The sequence below is a fragment of the Bradyrhizobium sp. SPXBL-02 genome (assembly GCF_051853065.1).
Classification (GTDB): Bacteria; Pseudomonadota; Alphaproteobacteria; order Rhizobiales; family Xanthobacteraceae; genus Bradyrhizobium.
Genome location: NZ_CP182474.1, coordinates 7,482,195 through 7,504,006, shown reverse-complemented (window position 1 = coordinate 7,504,006; position 21,812 = coordinate 7,482,195). Strand labels below are relative to the sequence as shown.

The window sequence follows — 21,812 nt, the reverse complement described above, 5'->3', positions numbered from 1 at the left end:
AAGCCATCGACGGCCGAACATGGATGAGAAATTCTGGATTTGCATCGCTCCAAACCTCATTCGACGAGCTGCGCGGTTTGCGATCCGATCGTCGCGGTGCCGAGCGCGGTGCAATTGACCTGCAGGTTCGACGTGCCGCTGAACGTCAGCGTATCCGCGATGATCTTGGTGCAGGATGTGCTGGTGCCGTTGCCGCCGCTGAAGCTGAGATTGGCCTTCGGCAGGTAGATGGCGCCGCCGAAATTCTGCGTGCTGCCGCCCGTCAGATTGAAATTGGTCCCGGCCGGCATGTTGCGGTCGCCGTACATGACGATGCCCTTCGTGGGGCCGCTGGTCGGCCCGGTCAGGTCGACGGTCGCGTTGCTGCCGATCGAGGCGGTGCCCCAGTCGCTTCCGGAGCCGGTGAACACCAGGGTGACGCCGCTGCCGGTGATGGTGGCATTTCCGGCGACGCTCAAGCTGGCCCCGTCCAGATAGTAGATGCCGGGATTGAGGTTCAGCACTGCGCCGGCATTGACCGTAATGCTGCCCATGTAGCAGCCGGGGTCGAGCGAGTTCGTCTTTCCGTTGGCGTTGACCGTGATCTTGGCATTGCTGCAGCTCGGCCGCGCCGGCGGAGAGACGTCGGCGTAGGGATCGGCGACAGGCGTGATGTGCGTCTTGACCCCGTTGGCCGCCGTGATGCTGCTTGCGCCGGAGACGTCACCGACCACGCCGACCTGGTTTGCCGCGACCGAGGCGCTGCCGGCGACATTGAGCGAGGGGCTTGCGCTCGAATTGCTGTAGAGATTGCACTTGATCAGGTTGAGCTGGTTGCCGCCGCTGACGTTGACGGCGGGGCTTGCGCTCGCGTTGAGCGCAAGCACGCAGCCGGTCCCGGAATTGGGCAGCGCGACCGAGCGCGCGGTGATTGGCACGCGGTCCGAGCCGAACAAGGCCGACAGCAGCCGGCGCTGCGGTTGGCTGACGATGACTTCGATGGCCTGCGCGTTCGACGCTTGACTGCCTGTTTTTGGCGGCTGGTTCACCGTGACCGTGACGTCGTTCGCCCCGTCGGTGTAACCGTAATTTGCCGCAACCGCTTTGGCTTCGGACGAGGGGTCGCCGCCTGCACTGGCAGCCGTCGCAGCGCTGACCGCGCCGGAATCTGCAACGCTCTGCATGTTCTTGTGCTTGTAGTACCACCAGCCCACTTCCGTTCCGAGGCCGGCGGTGCCGACCAGGACCGGCATGAGCACCGCAGAAATGAGCACGTAGCTGCCCTGCTCGTCGCGGATGAACCGTTCGAGCACATGATGCTTTGAGCTCGAAGGTGCACCGAACGAACGGCTGAAAGTTCTCCGGAGGCCCATGCGTTCCTGCCCGATTGCCATTTTATCCCGAGGCAATGTGGTGCGGGGCGGCTTAAATGCGCCCCAATGGAAGCCGGACAATTTTAAACATCGGCGAACATTCAGCCGGCATTCATGGCCGAAATCTTATCGATAAAGCCGCGTCCAGGAGAGCCAGATGAAATTGCGGTCTGCAATTCTTAACCCCAGCCTCATAGGCCTGCCGGTTTTGCCCGCCACGGAGCAGTGACAGTGCGATGCCGTGCGGTGGGCAAGGCGAAGTCTCGTAGGGTGGGCAAAGGCGCAAAGCGCCGTGCCCACCATCTCTTCGCAATCGCGACGCCCAAGGTGGGCACGCTTCGCTTTGCCCACCCTACAAGGGTCATGAGAGCCGAGGGATCACGGCTGCTTCAGCGCGCCGGGAAAATGCCGCTGCAGCACCGCGGCGGGCGTGGAATAGGCTTCCTGCAGATCCACGCTCCAGTACTTCAGCTCGTCGAGCGGGATTCGGGCGTCGGTGATCGCGCAGCGCACGAAGGTGCCCGGCGAGATCACGCGGAAATCGCCGTCGAGATATTGCACCTGCGCTTCGCCATGGCCCGAGGGGCCGAACTTGTTCAGCACGGTCGAAAGTCTCCGCGGAAGGCCTCTCCATGGAAACCCGTGGAAGGCACGATGTGTTGGACGGGATGTAGCATAGATGGGATGGCTTGTCCGCCCGTTAAACCCACCGGTTTGTGATGATTTGCCGCCGTTTTCGCGTGATAGGGCTTCAGTCGAAGGGCCACTGGTTCCAGCATCTCCTGCGGCAGAGTCCGATGCGCCTGCGCCTCACCGCTGTGTTCCTGACGCTGATGATGTCGGTTGCGCACGCCGCCCCGGCGCCGCAGCCGGTCGAAATTCCGCTCGCCTCCGGGGTGCTCCATGCGCAGCTCTACAAGCCCGAGGGCGCGGGGCCGTTTCCCGCCGTGATCGCGCTGCACGGCTGCGGCGGGCTCGGTAGCCATTCCGATCCCGTGCTGCCGCGCTATCGCGATTGGGCCGAGCGCCTGCTCAAGGCCGGTCATGCCGTGCTGCTGCCCGACAGCTACGGCTCGCGCGAGCTCGGCCCGCAATGCCGCGTCAAGGAGATGCACGTCAAGGCGCGGCGTGAACGCGTCGCCGATATCGCGGCCTCGCGCGCCTGGCTGATGCAGCAGCCTTTCGTGGCGCAGGACCGCGTCAGCCTGATCGGCTGGGCCAATGGTGCGAGCGCGCTGCTCTGGGCCGTGCGTCCGCAGAGCGCGGGACGCGATCCCGGTCCGGACTTCCGTGCCGCGATCGCGTTCTATCCGGATTGCCGGATCTCGGCGGGCCTCGGCTGGAGCACGCGGGTGCCGACGCTGGTCTTGATCGGCGCCGATGACGAGGTGTCGTCGCCGCCGGCCTGTCGCCAGATGGTGGACGGCGCGCGCGGCCGCAGCGCACTGGCGCGCATCGTGGTCTATCCCGGCGCCGATCACGATTTCGACCGCGCCACCCCACCGCTGCACGCAGCTGCCGCGCCCGAGCACGAGGATGCCGAGGCCCGCGCCGCCTCGCAGAAGGACGTCGCGCAATGGCTGGCGCGGTGAGGCGGATGAGCGGGCCTGCCGCGCCGTAGCTCGGTAGAGCGAAGGCGGGGCCATCATTCGACCACGATGTCGATTCAACGCATCTCACATGCGCAACCGCATCACACTCTTCGCGTCCGCCCTGATCGTCTTCACCGTCGCGATCCTGTTGTTCGAAGCCCAAGCCGGCGCCCCGCAGCCGGAACATTGCGGTTTCTGGACGACGATCGACGCTGGATTGTCGTGTCGGTAGGCGAACTGTCTCCACACCGTCATTGCGAGCGCAGCGAAGCAATCCAGAATCCCTCCGCGGAAAGACTCTGGATTGCTTCGCTGCGCTCGCAATGACGAGTTTGTGGCTAGGCGCGTTCCACACACGCGCTGTCATCGCCCGGCTTGACCGGGCGATCCAGTACGCCGGGGCGGCTGTGGGTCATCGAGAAGCCGCGGCGTACTGGATTCCCCGCCTGCGCGGGGAATGACAGCGAGGGCGGAGCACCGTCCTCCCTCCTCAGAACAAGCTGCCCTGATCCACCGGCTTGGCCACGCGCCTCAGTGCCGGCTTCGTCTCCGTAGCCGGCTTCGGCTGCCCCGGTGCGGGCTTGGCCGCGGGCGCCACACGATCCGCATCCGCGGTCGCGCCGACACGGCCGTCCGCGAACTCGATCTCGAGCCGCGCGCCGGGGCCGATCGCATCCGCTGCATGCAGGGGATGCCCGGCCTCGTCGCGCACCAGGGCAAAGCCGCGCGCGAGCACGCTGCGATAGGACAGCGCGGAGAGCAGCTTGCCGCTGTTCTCGACCCGCGCCTCCAACCGGTGCAGCAGCGTCGCCAGCGCGCGCTCTGCCCGTTCCGCCAGACGATGCGTGCGCTCGCGCTGGCGGAGAATCGCGTTGCGCTGCGCCTGCGCATTCACAAGCTTCGAGGCGCGCAGGCGCACCTCCAGCCCGGCAAAGCGGTCGCGCCGCCGCCGCAGCAGCGAGCGCGCGGACAGGCCCAGCCGCTCGCCGCAAACGGTCAGGCGATGATCGGCCTGCGAGATCTGGCCGTGCAGCACCCGCAGGGTCAGCTTTGAACTTGCCGCAGTAAACCTGCGGAAATGCGCATGCGTATTGGCCTTGAGGCAGCGGGGCAGGGAGCTGCCCGCCGAATCCAGCCGCTGCCGCGGGATCGCGAGCAGATCGCCGGCCGCCGGCAGCGCGCGCGCTGCGGCGCGCAGCTCGCTGCGGCGGCTCTCCCGGGCGCGTTGCCAATAGGCGCGGGTGCGGCGCCCGAGATCGCCCACCTCGACGAACAAGTCGCTGCGCACGGGCACCGCCATCTCGGCCGCCGCCGTCGGCGTCGGCGCGCGCTTGTCGGCGACGAAGTCGATCAGCGTGATGTCGGTCTCGTGCCCCACCGCCGAGATCAGCGGGATCATGCTCTCGGCGGCTGCCCGCACCACGATCTCCTCGTTGAACGACCAGAGGTCCTCCAGCGAGCCGCCGCCGCGCGCGACGATCAAGACGTCGGGGCGTGGAATCCTGCCGCCCTCGGGGAGCCCGTTGAAGCCGCGGATCGCGGCCGCGACCTGCTCGGCCGAGCCGTCGCCCTGCACCTTGACCGGCCACACCAGCACGCGGCGGGGGAAGCGGTCCTCCAGCCGATGCAGGATGTCGCGGATCACGGCGCCGGTCGGCGAGGTCACGACGCCGATCACCTCCGGCAGCCAGGGCAACAGCTGCTTGCGCGCCTCGTCGAACAGGCCCTCGGCGGCGAGCTTCTTCTTGCGCTCCTCCATCAGCGCCATCAGCGCGCCGATGCCGGCCGGCTCCAGCGCCTCGATCACGATCTGGTATTTCGAGGAGCCTGGATAGGTCGTCAGCTTGCCGGTGGCGATCACCTCGAGCCCCTCCTGGGGCTTGAAGCGCATGCGGCTATGCACGCCCTTCCAGATCACCGCCTCGATCTTGGCGCTCTCGTCCTTGAGCGCGAAATAGCAATGGCCGGAGGAATGGGCCCCGCGGAAGCCGGAGATCTCGCCGCGGACGCGGACATGGCCGAAGGCGTCCTCGACCGTCCGCTTCAGGGACAGCGACAGTTCGGAGACGGTGAATTCGGGCGCGTTGAGCAGTTGTTCCGCAGGCGGCATCTCAAAAACGATTCGGCATTTTGGGGTCAGGCCCGACGTTAAGGATTTTCGCAGGCCAGCGCCAATCCGAGGGTTGATCGGAAGAGTACTCTGTATTATAGAGTTCTCTGAAGTTGGACTAGACCGGGGGTGATCCATGGCGATGCAATTGCTGCGTGGTGCGCTGAGCTTGCTGAAATGGGGTCTTTGCGCGGTCGGCGCCGTGGCGCTGCTTCTGACCGCCCTGATCGCGACGCCGCTGCAGCGGCCAAGCGAGATGCGTTCGGTCTCCGAGTCCACCAAGGGGATCGACTGGTCCACGCTGCCCCCGCTCGAGCGCTTTCAGGCCCGTGACGGGACCTGGATCGGCTATCGCCATTATTCGCCGAGCGGCGCTTCGACCGGCGGCGGGGCGGTGTTCATCCACGGCTCCTCCGGCTCCAGCGGCGCCGTCAACCACGCGCTGACGCATGCGATCGCCGCGCGCGGGGTCGAGACCTGGGCGCTCGACATCCGTGGCCATGGCGGCTCCGGCACGCGCGGCGATATCGGCTATGTCGGCCAGCTCGAGGACGATCTCGTCGATTTCGTCGCGCATGTCCGAAAAAGTGCGCCCGACCTGCCGCTCACCCTGATCGGCCATTCCGCCGGCGCCGGTTTTTCGCTGCGGGTCGCCGCGACACCGATCATGCAGGACATGTTCGTGCGCACCGTGCTGCTCGCGCCCTATCTCGGCTATGACGCGCCGACCAACCGGCCGAGCAACGGTGGTTGGGTCAGTGCCGACATTCCACGCTTCCTGGGCCTTGCGGCGCTGCGCAAGCTTGGGATCGACTGCTGTTCCCAGCTTCCGGTGCTCGCCTTCGCGGTGCCGGTGAGCTCGGCGAAGTACCTCACCTCCACCTATTCCGATCGGCTGATGCGCAACTTTGCCACGCACGGCTATCGCATCGATCTTCCGGCGACGACGCGTCCGATCACGATCATCAGTGGCGCCGAGGACGAGATGATGATCTCGGACAAATACGCGGAAGCCGTGCACGCAGTGAAGCCGTCGGTCGACGTCAGGATCATCGACGGCGTCAACCACATGGGCATGGTCACGAACCCGAAGGCGGTCAATGCGATCGCCGAGGACGTGGCGACGCGCGGGAGCGGGCAATCATGATGCGCCTCGTGGCGGCAAGGCAATCGCAGGGAGCGGTGCTGTCACGGAGCCTCATCCTGAGGAGACCGCTGCAAAGCGGTCGTCTCGAAGGACGAGGCGCTTGCTCCGGCGTCACCGCGCGCGGGGCCATCCTTCGAGACGCCCGCCTGCGGTGGGCCCTCAGGATGAGGGCGGAGTTTGCGGCAGCCCCCTCAACGGGCATGGCTGCCACTGAGCCTCATCCAAAGGCAAAGCTCCCAATGAGCCTCATCCTGAGGAGACCGCGGAGCGGTCGTCTCGAAGGACGAGGCGCTTGCTCAGATCCCACCGCGAGTCATTTGCGATAACGGGCATAAAGAGAACGACATGATCGATAGCAAGGAGGCATCCGCAGCGCTGGCCGACATCGACGACATCGTCCAGCGCGTGAAGCAATCGCAGCTCTATGAGCTCGCGAGCCTCGCCGCGATATGGTGGGGCGTGCTGGTGTTCGCGGCCAATCTCGTAACCTGGCTTTGGCCGATCTACGCGGTCTACGCCTGGGTCTCCACGGACGTCCTCGGCGTCGGCGGGCTGGTCTTGCTCCGCTTGCTGAATCCGCCGCAACACACCAACAGCACCGCGGCCAGCATCAGGATGCTCCTGGTGCTCGTGCTGTTCTTCGCCTTCGGCTATCTCTGCACCGATGTGATCGGCCATTTCGGCCCGCGCCAGCTGGGGACGTTCTGGCCGCTCTATTTCATGCTGTTCTATACGCTGGCGGGCCTCTGGTTCGGCTCCGCCTTCGTGGCGATCGGCCTCGGCATTGCCGCGCTGACGTTGATCGGCTTCTTCTATATCGGCGAAGCCTTCCCGCTCTGGATGGCCTTCGTCAACGGCGGCGGCCTGATCCTCGGCGGCCTCTGGATGCGGCGGATCTAGCGGGATGGCCGAGCTCGACGACATCATCCACCAGCCGCTGCGGCTGAAGATCATGGCGGCGCTGAACGCGCTGCCGGCCACGGCCGCTGGCTTGGAATTCTCCCGCCTGAAGAAGCTCACCGGCGCCACCGACGGCAATCTCGGCGCGCATATCGAGACGCTGGCGAAGGCGGGTTATGTGTCGGTGGAGAAGGCGTTCGTGGGGAAGAAGCCGCAGACGACGGTGACGGCTACGGCTGCAGGGCGCGGTGCGTTCGCGCGCCATGTGGCGACGTTGCAGGAGATCATTGCGGGGAGGCAGGGGTAACCCATGGCTTCCGAAGAACTTGACTATGCGCTCAAGGTATTCCGGAGATGGATCGGGGTAGTCATTCGACAATTCGCGCAATTCGCCTCCAAAACGCGTGAGCGGAATGGAGGGGATGCTTATCCTAGTTTTTGTCTCAGCCTCTGCGACAACTGACTTTCCCCCGACCGGTAGAATGACCTTCCCCGGCTCGATTGTTACGTTCCAGTGCAATCCCGGCGATGAAGCTCCGCTCAGCACTCCAAGCTCTTCGGCAGTTATAAAATCTGTCAGATCAGGAATGCCTTGCGAGAAGATCATCTGGCCGGAGACCACGAGTGGCAAGATTTTATCGTGAATGAGCCTCGCATCATTGGCGCTTAGGTCCGCGAGGAGCCGCAATGACTGCAAGCTAAATGAACGAGGCTTACGTATCTCATTCGCGAGGATTTTCGCCCACAAGGCTTGGATGTCCGCGTTCGATTTCCCTCCTACGTGCTCGCTGAAGGCGTTCAGCCAGTCGTCATCGATTTCCGCTGACGCGTCCGGTCCGGCTGTCTTCGTGCTTGATGCTCCCATCGTAGCCTGCGCGTTCAGATGCTCCAGTGCTAGTCTCCCCACCCGCTCGCGACTCGACTGCTTCAGGATGCTATCCTTGAACGTGTAGTCCAAAGCCCTCTCCGCCAAGGCGGGGTCCGTCTTTAACTGTGCTGCAAATTTGGCGGCGGCTGACCTTATGATTGTCAGATCGGCTTCTGTCTTCACTTCTCTGATTGCGGTGTTCCTTTCAATTCTGCCAGACGCGTTGTCCAACCCCGCCGCCAGCAGCCGCCCGAAAGCCTTGTCGCCGTTCTTTATCGTTTGAGGCAAAGCGAGCTTAGGCAGTGCGAAAGGGACCCCGAGCTTACCGGCGAGCCATTCAAGGAACCCCGGGTTGTCTACGGCTGGAATATTGGGTTCGTCCATCCCTGGCCTCCCTTGTGTTGCCCATCAATTCGTCCCCCAAGGCATGTGCGTGTGCAGCATCGCAGGTGACGCGGCAACGTACGATCCTAACCGCTTCTAGTTCTGGTTGGCGAGCATCCGTCCACACGCGTCAGACGGTTCGTGGGGATAAAGCAGCCTGTGCGCACATCAGCAAACCGGAATCCTCGGATTTTGAAGGTGCGGGGCGGCCTGCCAGGCGTTGCAATTGGGGCATGTAAGTCGGCCGTCCCACGGTGGCGGGAGCAAATTCGTGGCCGAAGGAGTGGACGCCCGTAGTAGGCTACGAGATCGAAGTAGACCCCTGGGAATGACGGGCAGTTCGGCCCCATCCCCCTTGAGCCCCACCCCGATTCGTGCGACCTCCGCCCCCAGCAAAACCCCTCATTCCTGAGCCTTCGATGCACATTCTCCTGCTCGGTTCCGGCGGCCGCGAACATGCCCTGGCGTGGAAGATCGCGGCCTCTCCCCTGGTGACCAAATTCTGGTGCGCGCCCGGCAATGCCGGCATCGGGAAGGAGGCGGAATGCGTAGGCCTCGATGTCGCCGACCATGCCGCCGTGATCGACTTCTGCAAGCAGAACGCGGTCGCGCTCGTGGTGGTCGGGCCGGAGACGCCGCTCGCGGCCGGCATCGTCGATGATCTCACCAAAGCCGGCATCAAGGCGTTCGGCCCGAGCAAGGCGGCGGCCCAGCTCGAAAGCTCCAAGGGCTTTACCAAGGCACTGTGCACCGAATTCGGCATTCCGACCGGCGCCTACCAGCGCTTCACCAATGCCGACGACGCGCGCGCCTATGTGCAGAGCCAGGGCGCGCCGATCGTGGTCAAGGCCGATGGCCTTGCCGCCGGCAAGGGCGTCGTCGTCGCCAAGACCGTGCGCGAGGCCGAGGACGCCATCGCCATGATGTTCGAGGGCGCCTTCGGCGAGGCCGGCACTGAAGTCGTGATCGAGGAGTTTTTGCCGGGCCGCGAGATCAGCTTCTTTGCGCTGTGCGACGGCGAGACGGCGATTCCGCTCGCCTCCGCCCAGGACCACAAGCGCGTGTTCGACCACGACGTCGGCCCGAACACCGGCGGCATGGGCGCCTATTCGCCGACGCCGCTGGTGACGCCTCAGGTTCACGACGCGATCATGGCCAAAATCATCCTGCCGACGGTAGCAGGCATGAAGCAGCGCGGCACGCCGTTCCGCGGCGTGCTCTATGCCGGCATCATGCTGACGACGCAGGGACCAAAGCTGTTCGAGTTCAACGTCCGCTTCGGCGATCCCGAGTGCCAGGTGCTGATGCTGCGCATGATGAGCGACATCGTGCCGGCGCTGCTCGCCGCCTGCGACGGGCAGCTCAAGAATTTCGACCTGCGCTGGTATCCGGAATCCGCCATCACCGTGGTGATGGCGGCGAAGGGCTATCCCGGCGACTACCAGAAGGGCACGCGCATTGGCGGGCTCGAGGAGGCCTCGGAGGTCGACACTGTCGAGATCTTCCACGCCGGCACGGTTGAGAAGGACGGCGCGATCCTCGCCAATGGCGGCCGCGTGCTCAATGTCTGCGCGCTGGGGGCGACCGTGACGGAGGCGCAGGCGCGCGCCTATCAGGCCGTCGACCGCATCGACTGGCCGGACGGCTTCTGCCGCCGCGACATCGGCTGGCAGGCGGTGGAGGCGGAGAAGGCGAAAAATTAGCGCGCTATTCCGGACGGCGCGCCAACGCGCCGATGCGCAAATCTCGACGTTTTGCGTCACCGCGCCGCCACATCTACAATCCAGAATGTGCAATCAGCAGTTGGGGTTAGTTGCCCCGACCATAATACCGGTACTGTGCATGGGGTTGTTTTCGACGTTTGTTGTCGGGCCGGCCCCCGGGACTGACCCATAAGGATGCAACAAGATGTCCGATCTCGCCGACCTCTATCCGGACTTTGCCGCCGAATGGATCGATACCTCGTTCGGCCGCATCTTCGCCCGCGTCGGCGGCAAGGGCCCGCCGCTGCTGCTCCTGCACGGCTTCTCCGAGACCCACGTGATGTGGCACCAGGTGGCGCCTGAGTTGGCCGAGCACTTCACGCTGATCATCGCCGACCTGCCGGGCTACGGCTGGTCCGACATGCCCGCGAGCGATGCGCTGCACATCCCCTACTCTAAGCGCGCCATGGCCAAGGCCATGGTCGAGGTCATGGAGCGGCTCGGCCACGTGCATTTCGCGCTCGCCGGCCACGACCGCGGCGGCCGCGTCTCCTATCGCCTCGCGCTCGACCATCCCGGCCGGCTGTCGAAGCTCGCCGTGCTCGATATCCTGCCGACCTATGATTACTGGGAGCGGATGAACCGCGCCTACGCCCTGAAGATCTATCACTGGGCCTTCCTGGCGCAGCCCTATCCGCTGCCGGAGACGCTGATCGCAGGCCAAGGCGAGTTCTTCCTGCGCTTCAAGATGGCGAGCCAGACCAAGTCGAAGACGCTGGACGCGATCGACGAGCGCGCGCTCGAACACTACCTCGCCCCGTTCCGCGATCCCGCCCGCATCCACGCGATGTGCGAGGACTACCGCGCCGGCGCCTATTTCGACTACGACCTCGACAAGGCCGATTTCGAGGCCGGCAAGAAGATCACGGTGCCGATGCTTATCCTGTGGGGCAACGCCGGCATCGCCCAGGCCGCCGCGACGCCGCTCGACACGTGGAAGCAATGGGCCACCAACGTCGACGGCATGCCGGTGGATTCGGGGCACTTCCTGACGGAGGAGAATCCGGATGTGACTGCGAAGGCGTTGCTGGACTTCTTCTCGGCTTGATCCACCTCGTCATTGCGAGCGCAGCGAAGCAATCCAGACTGTCTCCGCGGAAAGACTCTGGATTGCTTCGTCGCTTCGCTCCTCGCAATGACGGGGAAGGGCCTACCGCCGCTCCCGAAAAAATTCCTTGAGCAGCCGCGCCGCCTCGCTCTCGCCGACGCCGGAATAGACGTCCGGCGCGTGGTGGCAGGTCGGCGAGGCGAAGAACCGCACGCCCGAGTCCACCGCGCCGCCCTTGGGGTCGGCCGCGCCGTAATAGAGCCGCCTCACCCTTGCAAACGAGATCGCGCCCGCACACATGGTGCAGGGCTCCAGCGTCACGTAGAGGTCGCAATCGACGAGCCGCTCGCTGCCGATCTTCGCGGCGGCGGCGCGCAGCGCGACGATCTCGGCATGGGCGGTCGGATCATGGTCGGTCAGCGTCCGGTTGGCGCCGGTGGCGATCACCTCGTGGTCGCGGACCACCACGCAGGCGATCGGAACTTCGCCCGATTTTCCGGCATTTTCGGCCGCCAGAAGCGCCAAATCCATGAAAGAAGGGGCTTTCATGCCTCGTATCATCGCCAGAAACCTGCTACTAGCTCCGCCTTCAGCAAGAGTGGATACCGATTTTGCCTGAGCATGCGGCTCGGAACGAGCGCGCACACTGCTCGCGCCACCCCTTAAGTGAGATTAGTCATGCCTCGCGACAGCGACAAAGACAACGATTCCCGCGGCCGGCGAGGCCCGGCCAAAGGCCGTAGCGGCAAGCCGCGCGGGCCCGAGAAGAAATTCGCCAAGCGCGGCTTCGAGGGCAAAGGCGCGCGCGACAGCCGCCCGCCCCGTGGCGACCGTGACAGCCGTCCATTCCGCCGCCGCGAGGAGGGCGATGCGCCGCGCCGCGATTTCAGTGACCGTCCCCGCTTCAAGCGCGACGACCGCGGCAGTGAGGGGCGCGGCGAGCGCAGCTTCAAGCCGCGCGGCGATCGCCCGTTCTCCGATCGCTCCTCGCGTGACGGCGAGAAGCGACCCTTCAAGCCGCGCGGTGATCGCCCGTCCTATGGTCGTGACGACCGTCCGCCGCGCAGGGATCGCGACGATGCCCGCTCGGCCGGCCGCTCCAGCGATAGGAAGTTCGGCGACAAGAAGCCCTACGCGCCGCGCGGCGACCGTCCAGAGCGCAAGTTCGACGGCGAACGGAAATTTTCGCGGGGTGGGCCGGATCGCGAACGCGACCGTGGGGATCGCGGGCCGCGCGAGGATCGTGGCGAACGCAGCTTCAAGCCGCGCGGAGACCGCCCGAATTTCGATCGCGGTGATCGCGCACCGCGCGGTGATCGCCCGCGCAAGTCCTTCAACAAGGATTTCGGCGGCCGCGATCGCGGCGAGGAGAAGCCCTGGCGTCAGCGCGACGATCGCCATGAGGGTGGCCGTGGCGAGGACCGTCCGCGTTTCTCCCGGCGCCGGGACGAGGGCGATGATCGCCCGCGTTTCTCGCGTCCGCGGGAAGAGCGCACCGGTGACGATCGTCCGCGTTTCAACCGCTCGCGCGAGAAGCGGCCGGAAGGCCGCATGGACTGGCAGGAGCATCCGCGCAGCGAGGGCCGCTTCCGCGATCGTCCGCGCCGCGACAACGAGGACGACAGCAGAATTTTCGAGAAGCGTCCGGCCTTCGGCGGCCGCGGTGCCTACCGCGAGCGCGATCGTGATTTCGAAGGCCGGCCGCGCCGCGACGACGCGCCGAAGCCGAAGAAGGCCGGCGAGCGCATCGCCAAAGTGCTGGCCCGCGCCGGGCTTGCCTCGCGCCGCGACGCCGAGGAGATGGTCACGCAGGGCCGCGTGACCGTGAATGGCCGCGTGATCAACTCGCCCGCGCTCGACGTCACCAAGAACGATGTCGTCATGGTCGACGGCAAGCCATTGCCGGAGCGCGAGCGCACGCGCCTGTTCCTCTACCACAAGCCGCGTGGGCTGATGACGACGCATGACGACCCCGAGGGCCGTCCGACCGTGTTCGACAATCTGCCCGAAGGCCTGCCGCGGCTGATCAGCATCGGCCGGCTCGACTTCAACACCGAGGGCCTCTTGCTGCTCACCAACGACGGTGGGCTTGCGCGCACGCTCGAGCTGCCGGACACCGGCTGGCTGCGCCGCTACCGCGTCCGCGCCCATGGCGACGTCACCCAGGCGCAGCTCGACGAGCTCAAGAACGGCATCGAGGTCGAGGGCGTCAAGTATGGTCCGATCGAGGCCACGCTGGAGCGCGACCAGGGCGCCAATGTCTGGCTGGTGTTCGCGATCCGCGAGGGCAAGAACCGCGAGGTGCGCAATGTCTGCGCCCATCTCGGCCTCGAAGTGAACCGGCTGATCCGCGTCTCCTACGGCCCGTTCCAGCTCGGCGAGATTCCGGAAGGCCAGGTCGAGGAGATCCGCGCGCGCGTGCTGCGCGAGCAGCTCGGCGACAAGGTGATCGAGAAGTCGGGTGCGCAGTTCGACGCGCCCTCGAAGTCATCCTCGCGCGCCGACGACGCACCGAGCGAGAAGAAGCCGACCAGCAAGCGCGCCGTCATCAACGACCGCAAGGGCCGCCGCGTGCTGGTGCAGCGCACCGGCAGCGAGGAGGCCCGCGAGCGCAACGAGATGGAGGCGAACGGCTACGGCCCGCCGCGGCGTCCCAAACGCGGCTATCACGGCAAGCGCGACCTGACGCCGCGGGAGGACTAGCTTGCGCGTCGTCGGCGGCAGGTTGAAGGGGCGCAATCTCGCCTCACCGTCCTCGCGCGACATCCGCCCGACGGCGGACCGCCTGCGCGAGTCCGTGTTCAACATCCTCGTGCACGCCTATGACGATCCGATCCAGGATGCACGCGTGCTCGATCTCTTCGCCGGCACCGGCGCGCTCGGCATCGAGGCGGTCTCGCGCGGCGCCAAGTTCACGCTGTTCGTCGACAATGGTGCGGAGGCGCGTGCGCTGCTCCGCAACAATGTCGAGGCCCTCGGCCTCGGCGGCGTCACCAAGGTGTACCGCCGCGATGCGACCGATCTCGGCCCCGCGCATCCCGTCGAGCCGTTCTCGCTGGCGTTCCTCGATCCGCCCTATGGCAAGGGATTTGCCGAGAAGGCGCTCGCATCCTTGCGCGACGGCGGTTGGCTGACGCCGGGCGCGCTGCTGGTGGTGGAAGAGGCCAAGGCCGCGCAGTTCGCGACGCCGGAAGGTTTTGAGGAGCTGGAGCGGCGGGCTTATGACGACACTGAGTTTGTGTTTTTGCGTAGGGCGGACTAGCGAAGCGTAATCCGCCACTGTCTCTCACCGCGGACGCAGAAGAGGTGGATTACGCCTTCGGCTAATCCACCCTACGGCACCGTCACCGCCTCCCGAACAGCTTCTCCACGTCGCTCAGCTTCAGCTCGACATAGGTCGGCCGGCCGTGATTGCATTGGCCGGAGTTCGGGGTCTCCTCCATCTCGCGGAGCAGCGCGTTCATCTCCTCCGGCCGTAAGCGGCGGCCGGCGCGCACCGAGCCGTGGCAGGCCATGGTCGCCGCGACGTGCATCAGGCGGCGTTCGAGCGGCAGTGCCTCGTCCCATTCAGCCATGTGCTCGGAAAGATCGCGCAAGAGGCCGCCGGCATTGGTCTTGCCGAGCAGCGACGGCGTCTCGCGCACCGCGACCGCGCCGGGGCCGAAGGATTCGATGGCGAGGCCGAACGACGCCAGCTCCTCGCTGCGCTCCAGCAGGCGCTCAACGGTGGCCTCGTCCATCTCGACGATCTCGGGGATCAGCAGGATCTGCCGCTGCACGCCGTTCGCGGCGAGCGAGGCCTTCAGCCGCTCATAGACGATGCGCTCATGCGCGGCGTGCTGATCGACGATGATCAGGCCGTCGCGCGTCTGCGAGACGATATAGGTCTCATGGATCTGGGTGCGTGCCGCGCCGAGTGGGCGATCGACGAGGTCGCTGACGGGCTGGGTCTCGATCCGCACGTCCGCGCTGGGCGCGCCGACATCGAAGGCGGCCTGCGCGCGCTCCGCGAAAGCCGGTGCGGCAGCGCCATCGAACGACGGCATTGGCGCCACGGGAGCGGATGGCGAGGTCCGCCAATCCCAGCTCGCCGGACGCTGTGGCGTGAACGCGGGCCGGAACGAGGACAGCGCACTTTCGCCGCTGTTGGCGGCGGTGCGTCGGCCCTCGCGCGCCAGCGCCTCCTTCAAACCGTGCACGATCAACGCGCGGACGAGGCCGGCATTGCGGAAGCGCACCTCGGTCTTGGCCGGATGCACGTTGGCATCGACCTCGCGCGGATCGAGCGTGACGAACAGCGCCAGCACCGGATGGCGGTCGCGCGGCAGATAGTCGGAATAGGCCGCGCGCACGGCGCCGAGAATGAGCTTGTCGCGCACCGGCCGGCCATTGACGAAGAGATATTGCCCGAGCGCGTTGGCCTTGGTTAGCGCGGGAGCTGCAGCATAGCCGGCGACCACGACGCCCTCGCGCTCGGCATGGACCTCGATGGCGTGGCTGCGGAACTCGGCGCCGAGGATGTCGCCGAGCCGGGTCAACCGTCCGGCCGCGCCGGGCAGCGCCGCAGCCCAGGTCACCGGCGCGCGCTCCTCGCCGGCGAGCGTGAAGGCGATGTCGGGCCGCGCCATCGCGAGGCGCCGCACCACTTCGCGGATCGCTTCCGCCTCGGTGCGGTCGGTCTTCAGGAACTTGAGCCGCGCCGGCGTCGCGTAGAAGAGATCGCCAACCTCGACGCGCGTGCCATGCGCCAGCGCCGCCGGCATGATCTCGGACTTTTCGCCGCCCTCGACCGACAGCGCCCAGGCGTGGGGCTCGCTGGCATGCCGCGTGGTGATGGAGAGGCGCGCCACCGAGCCGATCGAGGGCAGGGCCTCGCCGCGAAACCCGAGGGTGCGGATCTGAAGCAGGTCCTCGTCGTCGAGCTTGGAGGTGGCGTGACGCTCGACCGCGAGCCCAAGATCTTTCGCGGTCATGCCGCTGCCGTCGTCGGTGATGCCGATCCGCCGCCGCCCGCCGCCGTCGGTGAAGACGTCGATCCGGCTCGCGCCGGCATCGATGGCGTTCTCGACCAGCTCCTTGACCACGCTCGCCGGACGTTCCACCACCTCGCCGGCGGCGATGCGGTTGACGACCTGTTCTGGCAGTTGGCGGACGGGCATGAGGCTCACTCGGCGAATATTCTCAAGTCTAATGCCGCGCAGCAACAAATGCATGGGGGAGGTCGAGCTTCCCACACCCGAAATGGGGACATTTTCGGCGCGCACCGCCCGTCGGGAATGCGTGGCATGTTCCGCGCCGCCGCATATGAGGAGCACAATTCCGCGAAAGCGCCGCGAAAATCCTAAACGATCACCACACGGCGCAGCTTGCATCACACCGCGCCGTTCGAACTCTCTTTCGCGATGAACCGGTCCGGTGCAGGCGAACGGTGCAGAACGCAGCCGAACGGTTCATCGCGACATTCCAGGAGACATGGATGAAGTTGGTGAAGACCTCTGCGATCGCTTGCGCTCTCGCGGCCCTCGTTGCAACGCCCGTTCTCGCCCAAGGCACCTCGTCTGGGGCGAGGCCCGGCGGCACCGTACAAAGCAAGCCCATGCAAGGCGGTGCGTCAGGCAGCGAGGATGAGGATCTCGGTGCCCAGCAGGGCGCTGCCGGCGAGAAGGTCGGCATGAAGTCGAGCAAGGGCACGAAGGGGTCCGTCGGAACCACCGGCAGCGCGACGCGCAAGGGCACGGCCGACGATTCGGCGGCGGGTGGTGCTGCCACCGGCAAGCGCTACTGACGCCAGCGTGCGAATTGGCAAACCTCCGGTCGCTTCGCGGCCGGAGGTTTTTCATTGCCTAGTCGTCGAAACCGCGGCCGCGCTTCGCCTTGATATCGCTGCGGCGTTTCTTGCCCTCGAGCCGGCGCTGCTTGGAGGCGAAGGTCGGCCGCGTCGCGCGGCGAGGCGTCGGTCGCACCATGGCCTCCTTGAGGATCTCGACGAGACGGTCGATAGCATCCTGACGGTTGCGCTCCTGGGTGCGGAAGCGCTGGGCGTGGATCACGATCACGCCGTCCTTGGTCATGCGCTGGCCGGCAATGCGGGCGAGGCGCAGCGCCGCGTCCTCGGGCAAGGTCAGCTTGCGGGTGTCGAAGCGCAGCTGCGCGGAGGTCGCGACCTTGTTGACGTTCTGCCCGCCCGGGCCGGAGGCGCGGACAAAGCCGATCTCGATGTCGTCCTCGTCGATGACGAGATCGCGGGATATCCGCAGCATGCTGGCACCATTCGTGATGTCAGGACATACCGCGGACATCTGCCTTCAGCAATGGCGCTGCCGCGACACGCAAATGGCCGGGGCGAGCCCGGCCATTCAGAAAAACGTCCAGAAAAGAGATCAGTTCGACTTCGGTGTCGCAGCCGCCGGTTGCGCAGCGGCCTGGGGGGCCCGGCCGACCACGACAGTCAGCAGCCCCTGGCCCCAGAGCCGCCTGGCGGCCGCCTTGGCATCGTCCAGCGTCACGGCGTCGACGATGGCGTTGCGCTTCTCGATATAGTCGATCGGCAGCTTGTCCTGCTGATATTGCAGCAGCGCCTGCGCCAGCTTGGACGAGGTGTCGAGCGCCAGCATCTGCGAGCCCTTGAGGTAGGACTTGGCCTCATCGAGCTCCTTCTGCGTCGGGCCCTCCTGGGCGATGCGGCGCACCTCCTGTTCGATGGCCTCGATGGTGTCACCGGCACGATCGGCGCGGGTGCCGGTATTGCCGATAAAAACCGCGGAGTGCTGCATCCAGAGCAGCGACTCGTACACCGAATAGGCCAGCCCACGCTTCTCGCGCACCTCGCGATAGAGCCGGGAGGACAGTCCGCCGCCGCCGAGGATGTGGTTGACGACATAGGCCGCCATGAAGCTGGGGTCACTGCGCTTCACGCCCGGGCCGCCGAAGGTGATCACGGTCTGCGGCACGTCGAGCGTCACGAAGGCGCGTTGCGGCGGCTTCGCGGCCTCGACGTCGGGGACCGGCGTCAGATTGGCCTTGGCCGGCAGGCTGCCGAAGGTGTGGTCGAGCAGCTTTCCGAGCGTGGCCGGATCGACGTCGCCGACGACCGCTACTTTGAGTCCATCCTTGGCGAGGACACGGCCGACATAATCCCTCATGTCGGCGACCGTGATGGTCGGCACGCTGTCGAGATTGCCGTTGCTCTGCCGGCTGTAGGGGTGATCGCCGAACGCGACCTCCAGGAATTTGCGGCTCGCCAGCGAGGTCGGATTGGTGGTCTCGCGGCGCAGGCCCGAGATCACCTGCGAGCGGATGCGTTCGACGTCGGCCGTGTCGAAATGCGGCGAGGTCAGCGCCATCCTGAGCAGGTCGAAGGCTTCGTCCTTGTTGTCGCGCAGCATGCGCAGGCTGCCGCGGAAGGTGTCGCGGGTGGCGCTGAAGGAGAGTTCGATGGCGCGGCGGTCGAGCCGTTCATGGAACGTCTTGGAATCGAGATCGCCGGAACCTTCGTCGAGGAGATCGCCGACCAGGTTGGCGACACCGGGCTTGTCCTTGGGATCCTGCGCCGAGCCGCCGGCGAAGGAATATTCCATCGCGATCAGCGGCACGGTTGCGTCCTGCACGAACCAGGCTTCGATGCCGCCCGGCGAGATCAGGTGCTGGATCTTCGCGGCGGCCTGCGACGGCGAGGCCGCAGAGAATGCGAGGACCGCGCCGGCAGTAACGGAGAATGCAACGCGTCGAAGGAAGGAATAGGTCACGAGCGCTTCTCCTCGCGCTTGGCGGTTGCAGTGTCCTTGATCAGGTAGCCCGTCACCGAGCGCTTCTTCTCGAGCCATTTCTGCGCAACGGCGCGGACCTGCTCGGCGGTGACGGCGCGGATGCGATCGGGCCAGCTCCTGATGTCCTCGATCGACAGGCCCGTGGTCAGCGCGCCGCCGTACCAGCGCGCCAGCACAGTCTGGTTGTCCTGGGCGTAGATCGCTTCGGCGATGAGCTGGGTCTTGACGCGTTCGAGATCCTCCGCACGGATCGGGTTCTGCGCCACGTTGGCAATGACGCCGTCGACCGCCTGTTCAACTTCGGCGAAGCTGACGCCGGGTTTCGGCGCAGCCGAGATCGCGAATTGGGTCGGGTCGAGCGAGATGCTCGAATAGCTGGCGTTGGCGGAGACCGCGAGCGGCTTGTCGACGACGAGGGCGCGGTAGAGATAGGAATTGCTGCCGCTGCCCATCAGCTGCGCCAGCACGTCGAGGGCAGCGCTCTCGCCGGCCGCGGCCGTGGTCGCCGAGGGCACCAGATAATAGCGCCGCATGTTCGGCTGCTCGACGCGCGGGTCGGCAAGCGTGACGGTGCGCGGGGCGGCGGGCTCCGGCTCCTGCGGACGCACCCGCCGCGCCGGGATCGCGGGCTGGGCGGGAATCGAGCCGAAATTGCGCTCGACCAGCGGTCGGATTTCGGCGGCATCGACGTCGCCGGCGATCACCAGGATCGCGTTGTTCGGCGCATAGAACCGACGATAGAAGGCGAGCGCATCCTCGCGATCGAGCTTCTCGATCTCCTGATGCCAGCCGATCACCGGACGCCCGTAGGGATGGTTGAGATAGAGCGCGGCCATGATCTGCTCGTTCAATCGCGCATCCGGATTGTTGGCGACGCGCATGTTGTACTCTTCGAGCACGACGTCGCGCTCGGGCAGCACGTTCTCGTCCTTGAGGATGAGGCCCGTCATGCGGTCGGCCTCGAACTCCATCATGGTCGGCAGCTGCTCTTTCGGCACGCGCTGATAGTAGTTGGTGTAGTCGACCGAGGTCGAAGCGTTCTCGTTGCCGCCGACGCGCAGCACGGTCTGGGAGAATTCGCCGGCCGGATGCTTCGAGGTGCCCTTGAACATCAGGTGCTCGAGGAAGTGGGCGAGGCCGGACTTGCCGGGCGTCTCGTCGGCCGAGCCGACCTTGTACCAGATCATCTCGGTGACGACGGGGGTGCGGTGATCCGGGATCACCACGACCTGCATGCCGTTGGGAAGCGTGAAGCTGGCGGGCGGAGCCGATGTCACGGTGGTCTGGGCAAGGGCGGCGCCGGCCGAGAGGACACTCGTCGAAAGCAGCGCGGCAAGGAGGCAGGCAGCCGATCTGTAAGAGGACATCATGATCCCTGGTTGAGGTGCCGAGCCCGGATCTCCGGCTCGGAAGGCACGGCATGCTACACCGTGCGGCGGAGGCTTCGCGTCACGAAGCAGAGAACGCTAGTCAACTCGGGAGCAGCCAGCAGCTGAAGCTGCGTGCAGTGCCGGCAGCAATTGCGCGGCTGCCCAAATGTCGGGGCGGGGCAGGAGCGTTATCGCTCCTTCTCCTTGCCGGATAGGACGTCGAAATAGGTTCGCTTCGAATCATCCGGGCCGGAGCCGTAGGCGTAGTTCGGCGACGGCGTCTGATATCCGGGCGGCGGCTCCACCAGCGATTGGCGTGGCGGCTCCGACGTAAACTGCTTCGACTCGGGCGCGTTCCCTTTGAACAGTTTAAACAGCCCGCCGGTATATCCGAGTTCGGCTGGGCTCATCGTCGGATTGGCGATGTTGGTGCCTGGTTGGGCCGGATCATTGCCGGTCTTTTCGGCGGCGGCCGTCTTGTGGGCGTTCATCTCGGCGGGCGACAGCGGCTGGGCATTTTTCCAGTACTCCGTTGCCTTGTTGCCGGACTTCTTCCGCTCGGCGACAGCTTCCTTGCGGCGCTTCTCGTCGGGGTCCTTCGGCCAGTTTGGCGCAGCCGCGGCCTCGGCTGCGGCGGGTGGCGGCAGGTCGAGCTTGGGCGGCACGACCAGCGGCGAACGCTCGCGGTATTCGATGCCGGGTTTTCCCATGCTCTTGGCGCCAAGACCGGACATCAGGCCGTCGATGAGCTTCTCTTCGAAGGTCATGTCGTCGTCGTCATCGTCAGCAGCACGGGCGGCGCCGGTCGACATGACGAGGCCGATGCCGAGCGCGACGGCGGACAATTTCAGTGCCCGCCAGACCCCCGATTGGGAGTCTCGAACCATCGAACCACTGGTCTTCGAGCTGCGCATGACCGTACCTGTTTCAAATTGTAGCAGATTGCCGCTCGCACGCGGCTCAAACCCTTGCAAAAGCAGGGTTCCACCTGCCGGTCCGTATCGGCCGGGATCAGGGCGCTTTTGCGGCGGGTACCCCCAAGAAGGAATCATACAATAGCGCCGCCACCCCAGCAACGATGGCCACGTCCGCGAGGTTAAACACATACCAATTATAGGTATTTCCGGCGATCTCGATGTGGAACAGGGCGAAATCCACCACCGCGCCATAGGCCAGGCGGTCGATGCCATTGCCGATGGCGCCGCCGATGATCAGGCCGAGCGCGACGGTCGCGAGCACGGTGTGCGAGCGCGCCATCCAGATCGCCAGCGCAACCACGGCAATGGCCTTGACGGCCATCAGCGTGAGCTGCGCGGCCTGGCTGTCGTTCTGGAGCCAGCCGAAGCTGATGCCGATGTTCCAGGCCAGCACCAGGTCGAAGAACGGCGTCACCCGCACAGCGCCGCGACGGGCGAGGTCGAACACGTTCAGGAGCCAGAGCTTCGAGGCTTGGTCGGCCACGAGCGTGACCATGGCCGCGAGGATGCCGGCGCGGAGCGGGGTCATGGCCGG

At 66.0% G+C, this 21,812-nt stretch carries 20 protein-coding genes and 1 pseudogene; 10 read left to right on the top strand and 11 right to left on the bottom strand.

Annotated features, from left to right (window positions below):
* Positions 1-56 precede the first annotated feature (56 nt).
* Both ACNJYD_RS34850 and ACNJYD_RS34845 read right to left on the bottom strand, forming a co-directional pair.
* Entirely contained in the window at positions 57-1,292 is a 1,236-nt protein-coding gene (locus tag ACNJYD_RS34850) for a TadE/TadG family type IV pilus assembly protein (protein WP_439364680.1), read from the bottom strand.
* A 438-nt stretch (positions 1,293-1,730) separates the two neighbouring features.
* Positions 1,731-1,955, bottom strand: a complete 225-nt coding sequence (locus tag ACNJYD_RS34845; protein ID WP_260381011.1) for a DUF2093 domain-containing protein — start codon at positions 1,953-1,955, stop codon at positions 1,731-1,733.
* A gap of 194 nt (positions 1,956-2,149) precedes the next feature.
* Here ACNJYD_RS34845 and ACNJYD_RS34840 point away from each other — a divergent pair, with 194 nt between their 5' ends.
* Complete coding sequence (locus ACNJYD_RS34840; RefSeq protein ID WP_439364679.1) at positions 2,150-2,944, top strand: dienelactone hydrolase family protein; 795 nt, start codon at positions 2,150-2,152, stop codon at positions 2,942-2,944.
* 88 nt (positions 2,945-3,032) lie between these two features.
* Entirely contained in the window at positions 3,033-3,176 is a 144-nt protein-coding gene (locus ACNJYD_RS34835) for a hypothetical protein (RefSeq protein WP_260381009.1), read from the top strand.
* A gap of 258 nt (positions 3,177-3,434) precedes the next feature.
* Here the strand turns inward: ACNJYD_RS34835 and xseA are convergent, their stop codons facing one another.
* Positions 3,435-5,054 carry an exodeoxyribonuclease VII large subunit gene (gene xseA / locus ACNJYD_RS34830; protein WP_439364677.1) on the bottom strand — a complete coding sequence of 540 codons (1,620 nt, stop codon included), beginning with the start codon at positions 5,052-5,054 and terminating at the stop codon, positions 3,435-3,437.
* Positions 5,055-5,190: 136 nt separating this feature from the next.
* On the opposite strand from xseA, the gene ACNJYD_RS34825 reads away from it, so the two are divergent.
* The 3 genes from ACNJYD_RS34825 (at position 5,191) to ACNJYD_RS34815 (ending at position 7,408) form a co-directional block, all read left to right on the top strand.
* A complete protein-coding gene (locus ACNJYD_RS34825; protein ID WP_439364675.1) occupies positions 5,191-6,201 on the top strand; it encodes an alpha/beta hydrolase in 1,011 nt (336 codons plus the stop codon).
* A 345-nt stretch (positions 6,202-6,546) separates the two neighbouring features.
* Positions 6,547-7,101, top strand: a complete 555-nt coding sequence (locus tag ACNJYD_RS34820) for a hypothetical protein (RefSeq protein ID WP_439364673.1) — start codon at positions 6,547-6,549, stop codon at positions 7,099-7,101.
* Positions 7,102-7,105: 4 nt separating this feature from the next.
* The gene (locus ACNJYD_RS34815; RefSeq protein ID WP_439364671.1) at positions 7,106-7,408 is read left to right on the top strand and encodes a winged helix-turn-helix domain-containing protein; all 303 of its coding nucleotides are present in this window, start codon (positions 7,106-7,108) and stop codon (positions 7,406-7,408) included.
* Positions 7,409-7,780: 372 nt separating this feature from the next.
* Here the strand turns inward: ACNJYD_RS34815 and ACNJYD_RS34810 are convergent.
* Positions 7,781-7,966, bottom strand: a pseudogene (locus ACNJYD_RS34810) (DUF2806 domain-containing protein); the annotation flags it as partial.
* 806 nt (positions 7,967-8,772) lie between these two features.
* Here ACNJYD_RS34810 and purD point away from each other — a divergent pair.
* On the top strand, positions 8,773-10,056 hold the full coding sequence (purD, locus tag ACNJYD_RS34805; protein ID WP_439364669.1) for a phosphoribosylamine--glycine ligase: 1,284 nt from the start codon (positions 8,773-8,775) through the stop codon (positions 10,054-10,056).
* A 205-nt stretch (positions 10,057-10,261) separates the two neighbouring features.
* Complete coding sequence (locus ACNJYD_RS34800; protein WP_439364668.1) at positions 10,262-11,164, top strand: alpha/beta fold hydrolase; 903 nt, start codon at positions 10,262-10,264, stop codon at positions 11,162-11,164.
* A gap of 102 nt (positions 11,165-11,266) precedes the next feature.
* On the opposite strand, the gene ACNJYD_RS34795 is transcribed toward ACNJYD_RS34800, so the two are convergent.
* Positions 11,267-11,725 (bottom strand): nucleoside deaminase, encoded by a 459-nt coding sequence (locus tag ACNJYD_RS34795; protein ID WP_439364667.1) that lies wholly within the window; start codon positions 11,723-11,725, stop codon positions 11,267-11,269.
* Positions 11,726-11,842: 117 nt separating this feature from the next.
* Between ACNJYD_RS34795 and ACNJYD_RS34790 the strand changes: the two genes are divergently transcribed.
* The gene (locus tag ACNJYD_RS34790) at positions 11,843-13,867 is read left to right on the top strand and encodes a pseudouridine synthase (RefSeq protein WP_439364665.1); all 2,025 of its coding nucleotides are present in this window, start codon (positions 11,843-11,845) and stop codon (positions 13,865-13,867) included.
* Between the two features lies 1 nt (position 13,868).
* On the top strand, positions 13,869-14,426 hold the full coding sequence (gene rsmD, locus ACNJYD_RS34785) for a 16S rRNA (guanine(966)-N(2))-methyltransferase RsmD (protein ID WP_439364664.1): 558 nt from the start codon (positions 13,869-13,871) through the stop codon (positions 14,424-14,426).
* Positions 14,427-14,508: 82 nt separating this feature from the next.
* Here rsmD and mutL read toward each other — a convergent pair whose 3' ends face one another.
* A complete protein-coding gene (gene mutL / locus ACNJYD_RS34780) occupies positions 14,509-16,323 on the bottom strand; it encodes a DNA mismatch repair endonuclease MutL (protein ID WP_439364662.1) in 1,815 nt (604 codons plus the stop codon).
* 317 nt (positions 16,324-16,640) lie between these two features.
* Here mutL and ACNJYD_RS34775 point away from each other — a divergent pair, with 317 nt between their 5' ends.
* Positions 16,641-16,949 carry a hypothetical protein gene (locus ACNJYD_RS34775; RefSeq protein ID WP_439364661.1) on the top strand — a complete coding sequence of 103 codons (309 nt, stop codon included), beginning with the start codon at positions 16,641-16,643 and terminating at the stop codon, positions 16,947-16,949.
* Between the two features lie 58 nt (positions 16,950-17,007).
* On the opposite strand, the gene arfB is transcribed toward ACNJYD_RS34775, so the two are convergent.
* From arfB to lspA, 5 genes are all read right to left on the bottom strand, one after another.
* Positions 17,008-17,424 (bottom strand): alternative ribosome rescue aminoacyl-tRNA hydrolase ArfB, encoded by a 417-nt coding sequence (gene arfB / locus ACNJYD_RS34770; RefSeq protein WP_172788784.1) that lies wholly within the window; start codon positions 17,422-17,424, stop codon positions 17,008-17,010.
* Positions 17,425-17,544: 120 nt separating this feature from the next.
* Positions 17,545-18,909, bottom strand: coding sequence for a M16 family metallopeptidase (locus tag ACNJYD_RS34765; RefSeq protein ID WP_439364660.1), 1,365 nt, complete (start codon positions 18,907-18,909; stop codon positions 17,545-17,547).
* The gene (locus ACNJYD_RS34760; RefSeq protein ID WP_439364658.1) at positions 18,906-20,300 is read right to left on the bottom strand and encodes a M16 family metallopeptidase; all 1,395 of its coding nucleotides are present in this window, start codon (positions 20,298-20,300) and stop codon (positions 18,906-18,908) included. The genes ACNJYD_RS34765 and ACNJYD_RS34760 overlap by 4 nt, the downstream gene beginning before the upstream one ends.
* Positions 20,301-20,488: 188 nt before the next feature.
* On the bottom strand, positions 20,489-21,214 hold the full coding sequence (locus ACNJYD_RS34755) for a hypothetical protein (RefSeq protein WP_439367549.1): 726 nt from the start codon (positions 21,212-21,214) through the stop codon (positions 20,489-20,491).
* 97 nt (positions 21,215-21,311) lie between these two features.
* Positions 21,312-21,806, bottom strand: a complete 495-nt coding sequence (lspA, locus tag ACNJYD_RS34750; RefSeq protein ID WP_212259353.1) for a signal peptidase II — start codon at positions 21,804-21,806, stop codon at positions 21,312-21,314.
* Between the last annotated feature and the right edge of the window lie 6 nt (positions 21,807-21,812).

Coding starts and splice junctions, on each gene's coding strand:
- ACNJYD_RS34840 (WP_439364679.1), top strand. CDS start 2,150: ATGCGCCTGCGCCTCACCGCTGTGTTCCTGACGCTGATGATGTCGGTT.
- ACNJYD_RS34835 (WP_260381009.1), top strand. CDS start 3,033: ATGCGCAACCGCATCACACTCTTCGCGTCCGCCCTGATCGTCTTCACC.
- xseA (WP_439364677.1), bottom strand. CDS start 5,054: ATGCCGCCTGCGGAACAACTGCTCAACGCGCCCGAATTCACCGTCTCC.
- ACNJYD_RS34825 (WP_439364675.1), top strand. CDS start 5,191: ATGGCGATGCAATTGCTGCGTGGTGCGCTGAGCTTGCTGAAATGGGGT.
- ACNJYD_RS34820 (WP_439364673.1), top strand. CDS start 6,547: ATGATCGATAGCAAGGAGGCATCCGCAGCGCTGGCCGACATCGACGAC.
- ACNJYD_RS34815 (WP_439364671.1), top strand. CDS start 7,106: ATGGCCGAGCTCGACGACATCATCCACCAGCCGCTGCGGCTGAAGATC.
- purD (WP_439364669.1), top strand. CDS start 8,773: ATGCACATTCTCCTGCTCGGTTCCGGCGGCCGCGAACATGCCCTGGCG.
- ACNJYD_RS34800 (WP_439364668.1), top strand. CDS start 10,262: ATGTCCGATCTCGCCGACCTCTATCCGGACTTTGCCGCCGAATGGATC.
- ACNJYD_RS34795 (WP_439364667.1), bottom strand. CDS start 11,725: ATGATACGAGGCATGAAAGCCCCTTCTTTCATGGATTTGGCGCTTCTG.
- ACNJYD_RS34790 (WP_439364665.1), top strand. CDS start 11,843: ATGCCTCGCGACAGCGACAAAGACAACGATTCCCGCGGCCGGCGAGGC.
- mutL (WP_439364662.1), bottom strand. CDS start 16,323: ATGCCCGTCCGCCAACTGCCAGAACAGGTCGTCAACCGCATCGCCGCC.
- ACNJYD_RS34775 (WP_439364661.1), top strand. CDS start 16,641: ATGAAGTTGGTGAAGACCTCTGCGATCGCTTGCGCTCTCGCGGCCCTC.
- arfB (WP_172788784.1), bottom strand. CDS start 17,424: ATGCTGCGGATATCCCGCGATCTCGTCATCGACGAGGACGACATCGAG.
- ACNJYD_RS34760 (WP_439364658.1), bottom strand. CDS start 20,300: ATGATGTCCTCTTACAGATCGGCTGCCTGCCTCCTTGCCGCGCTGCTT.
- ACNJYD_RS34755 (WP_439367549.1), bottom strand. CDS start 21,214: ATGCGCAGCTCGAAGACCAGTGGTTCGATGGTTCGAGACTCCCAATCG.
- lspA (WP_212259353.1), bottom strand. CDS start 21,806: ATGACCCCGCTCCGCGCCGGCATCCTCGCGGCCATGGTCACGCTCGTG.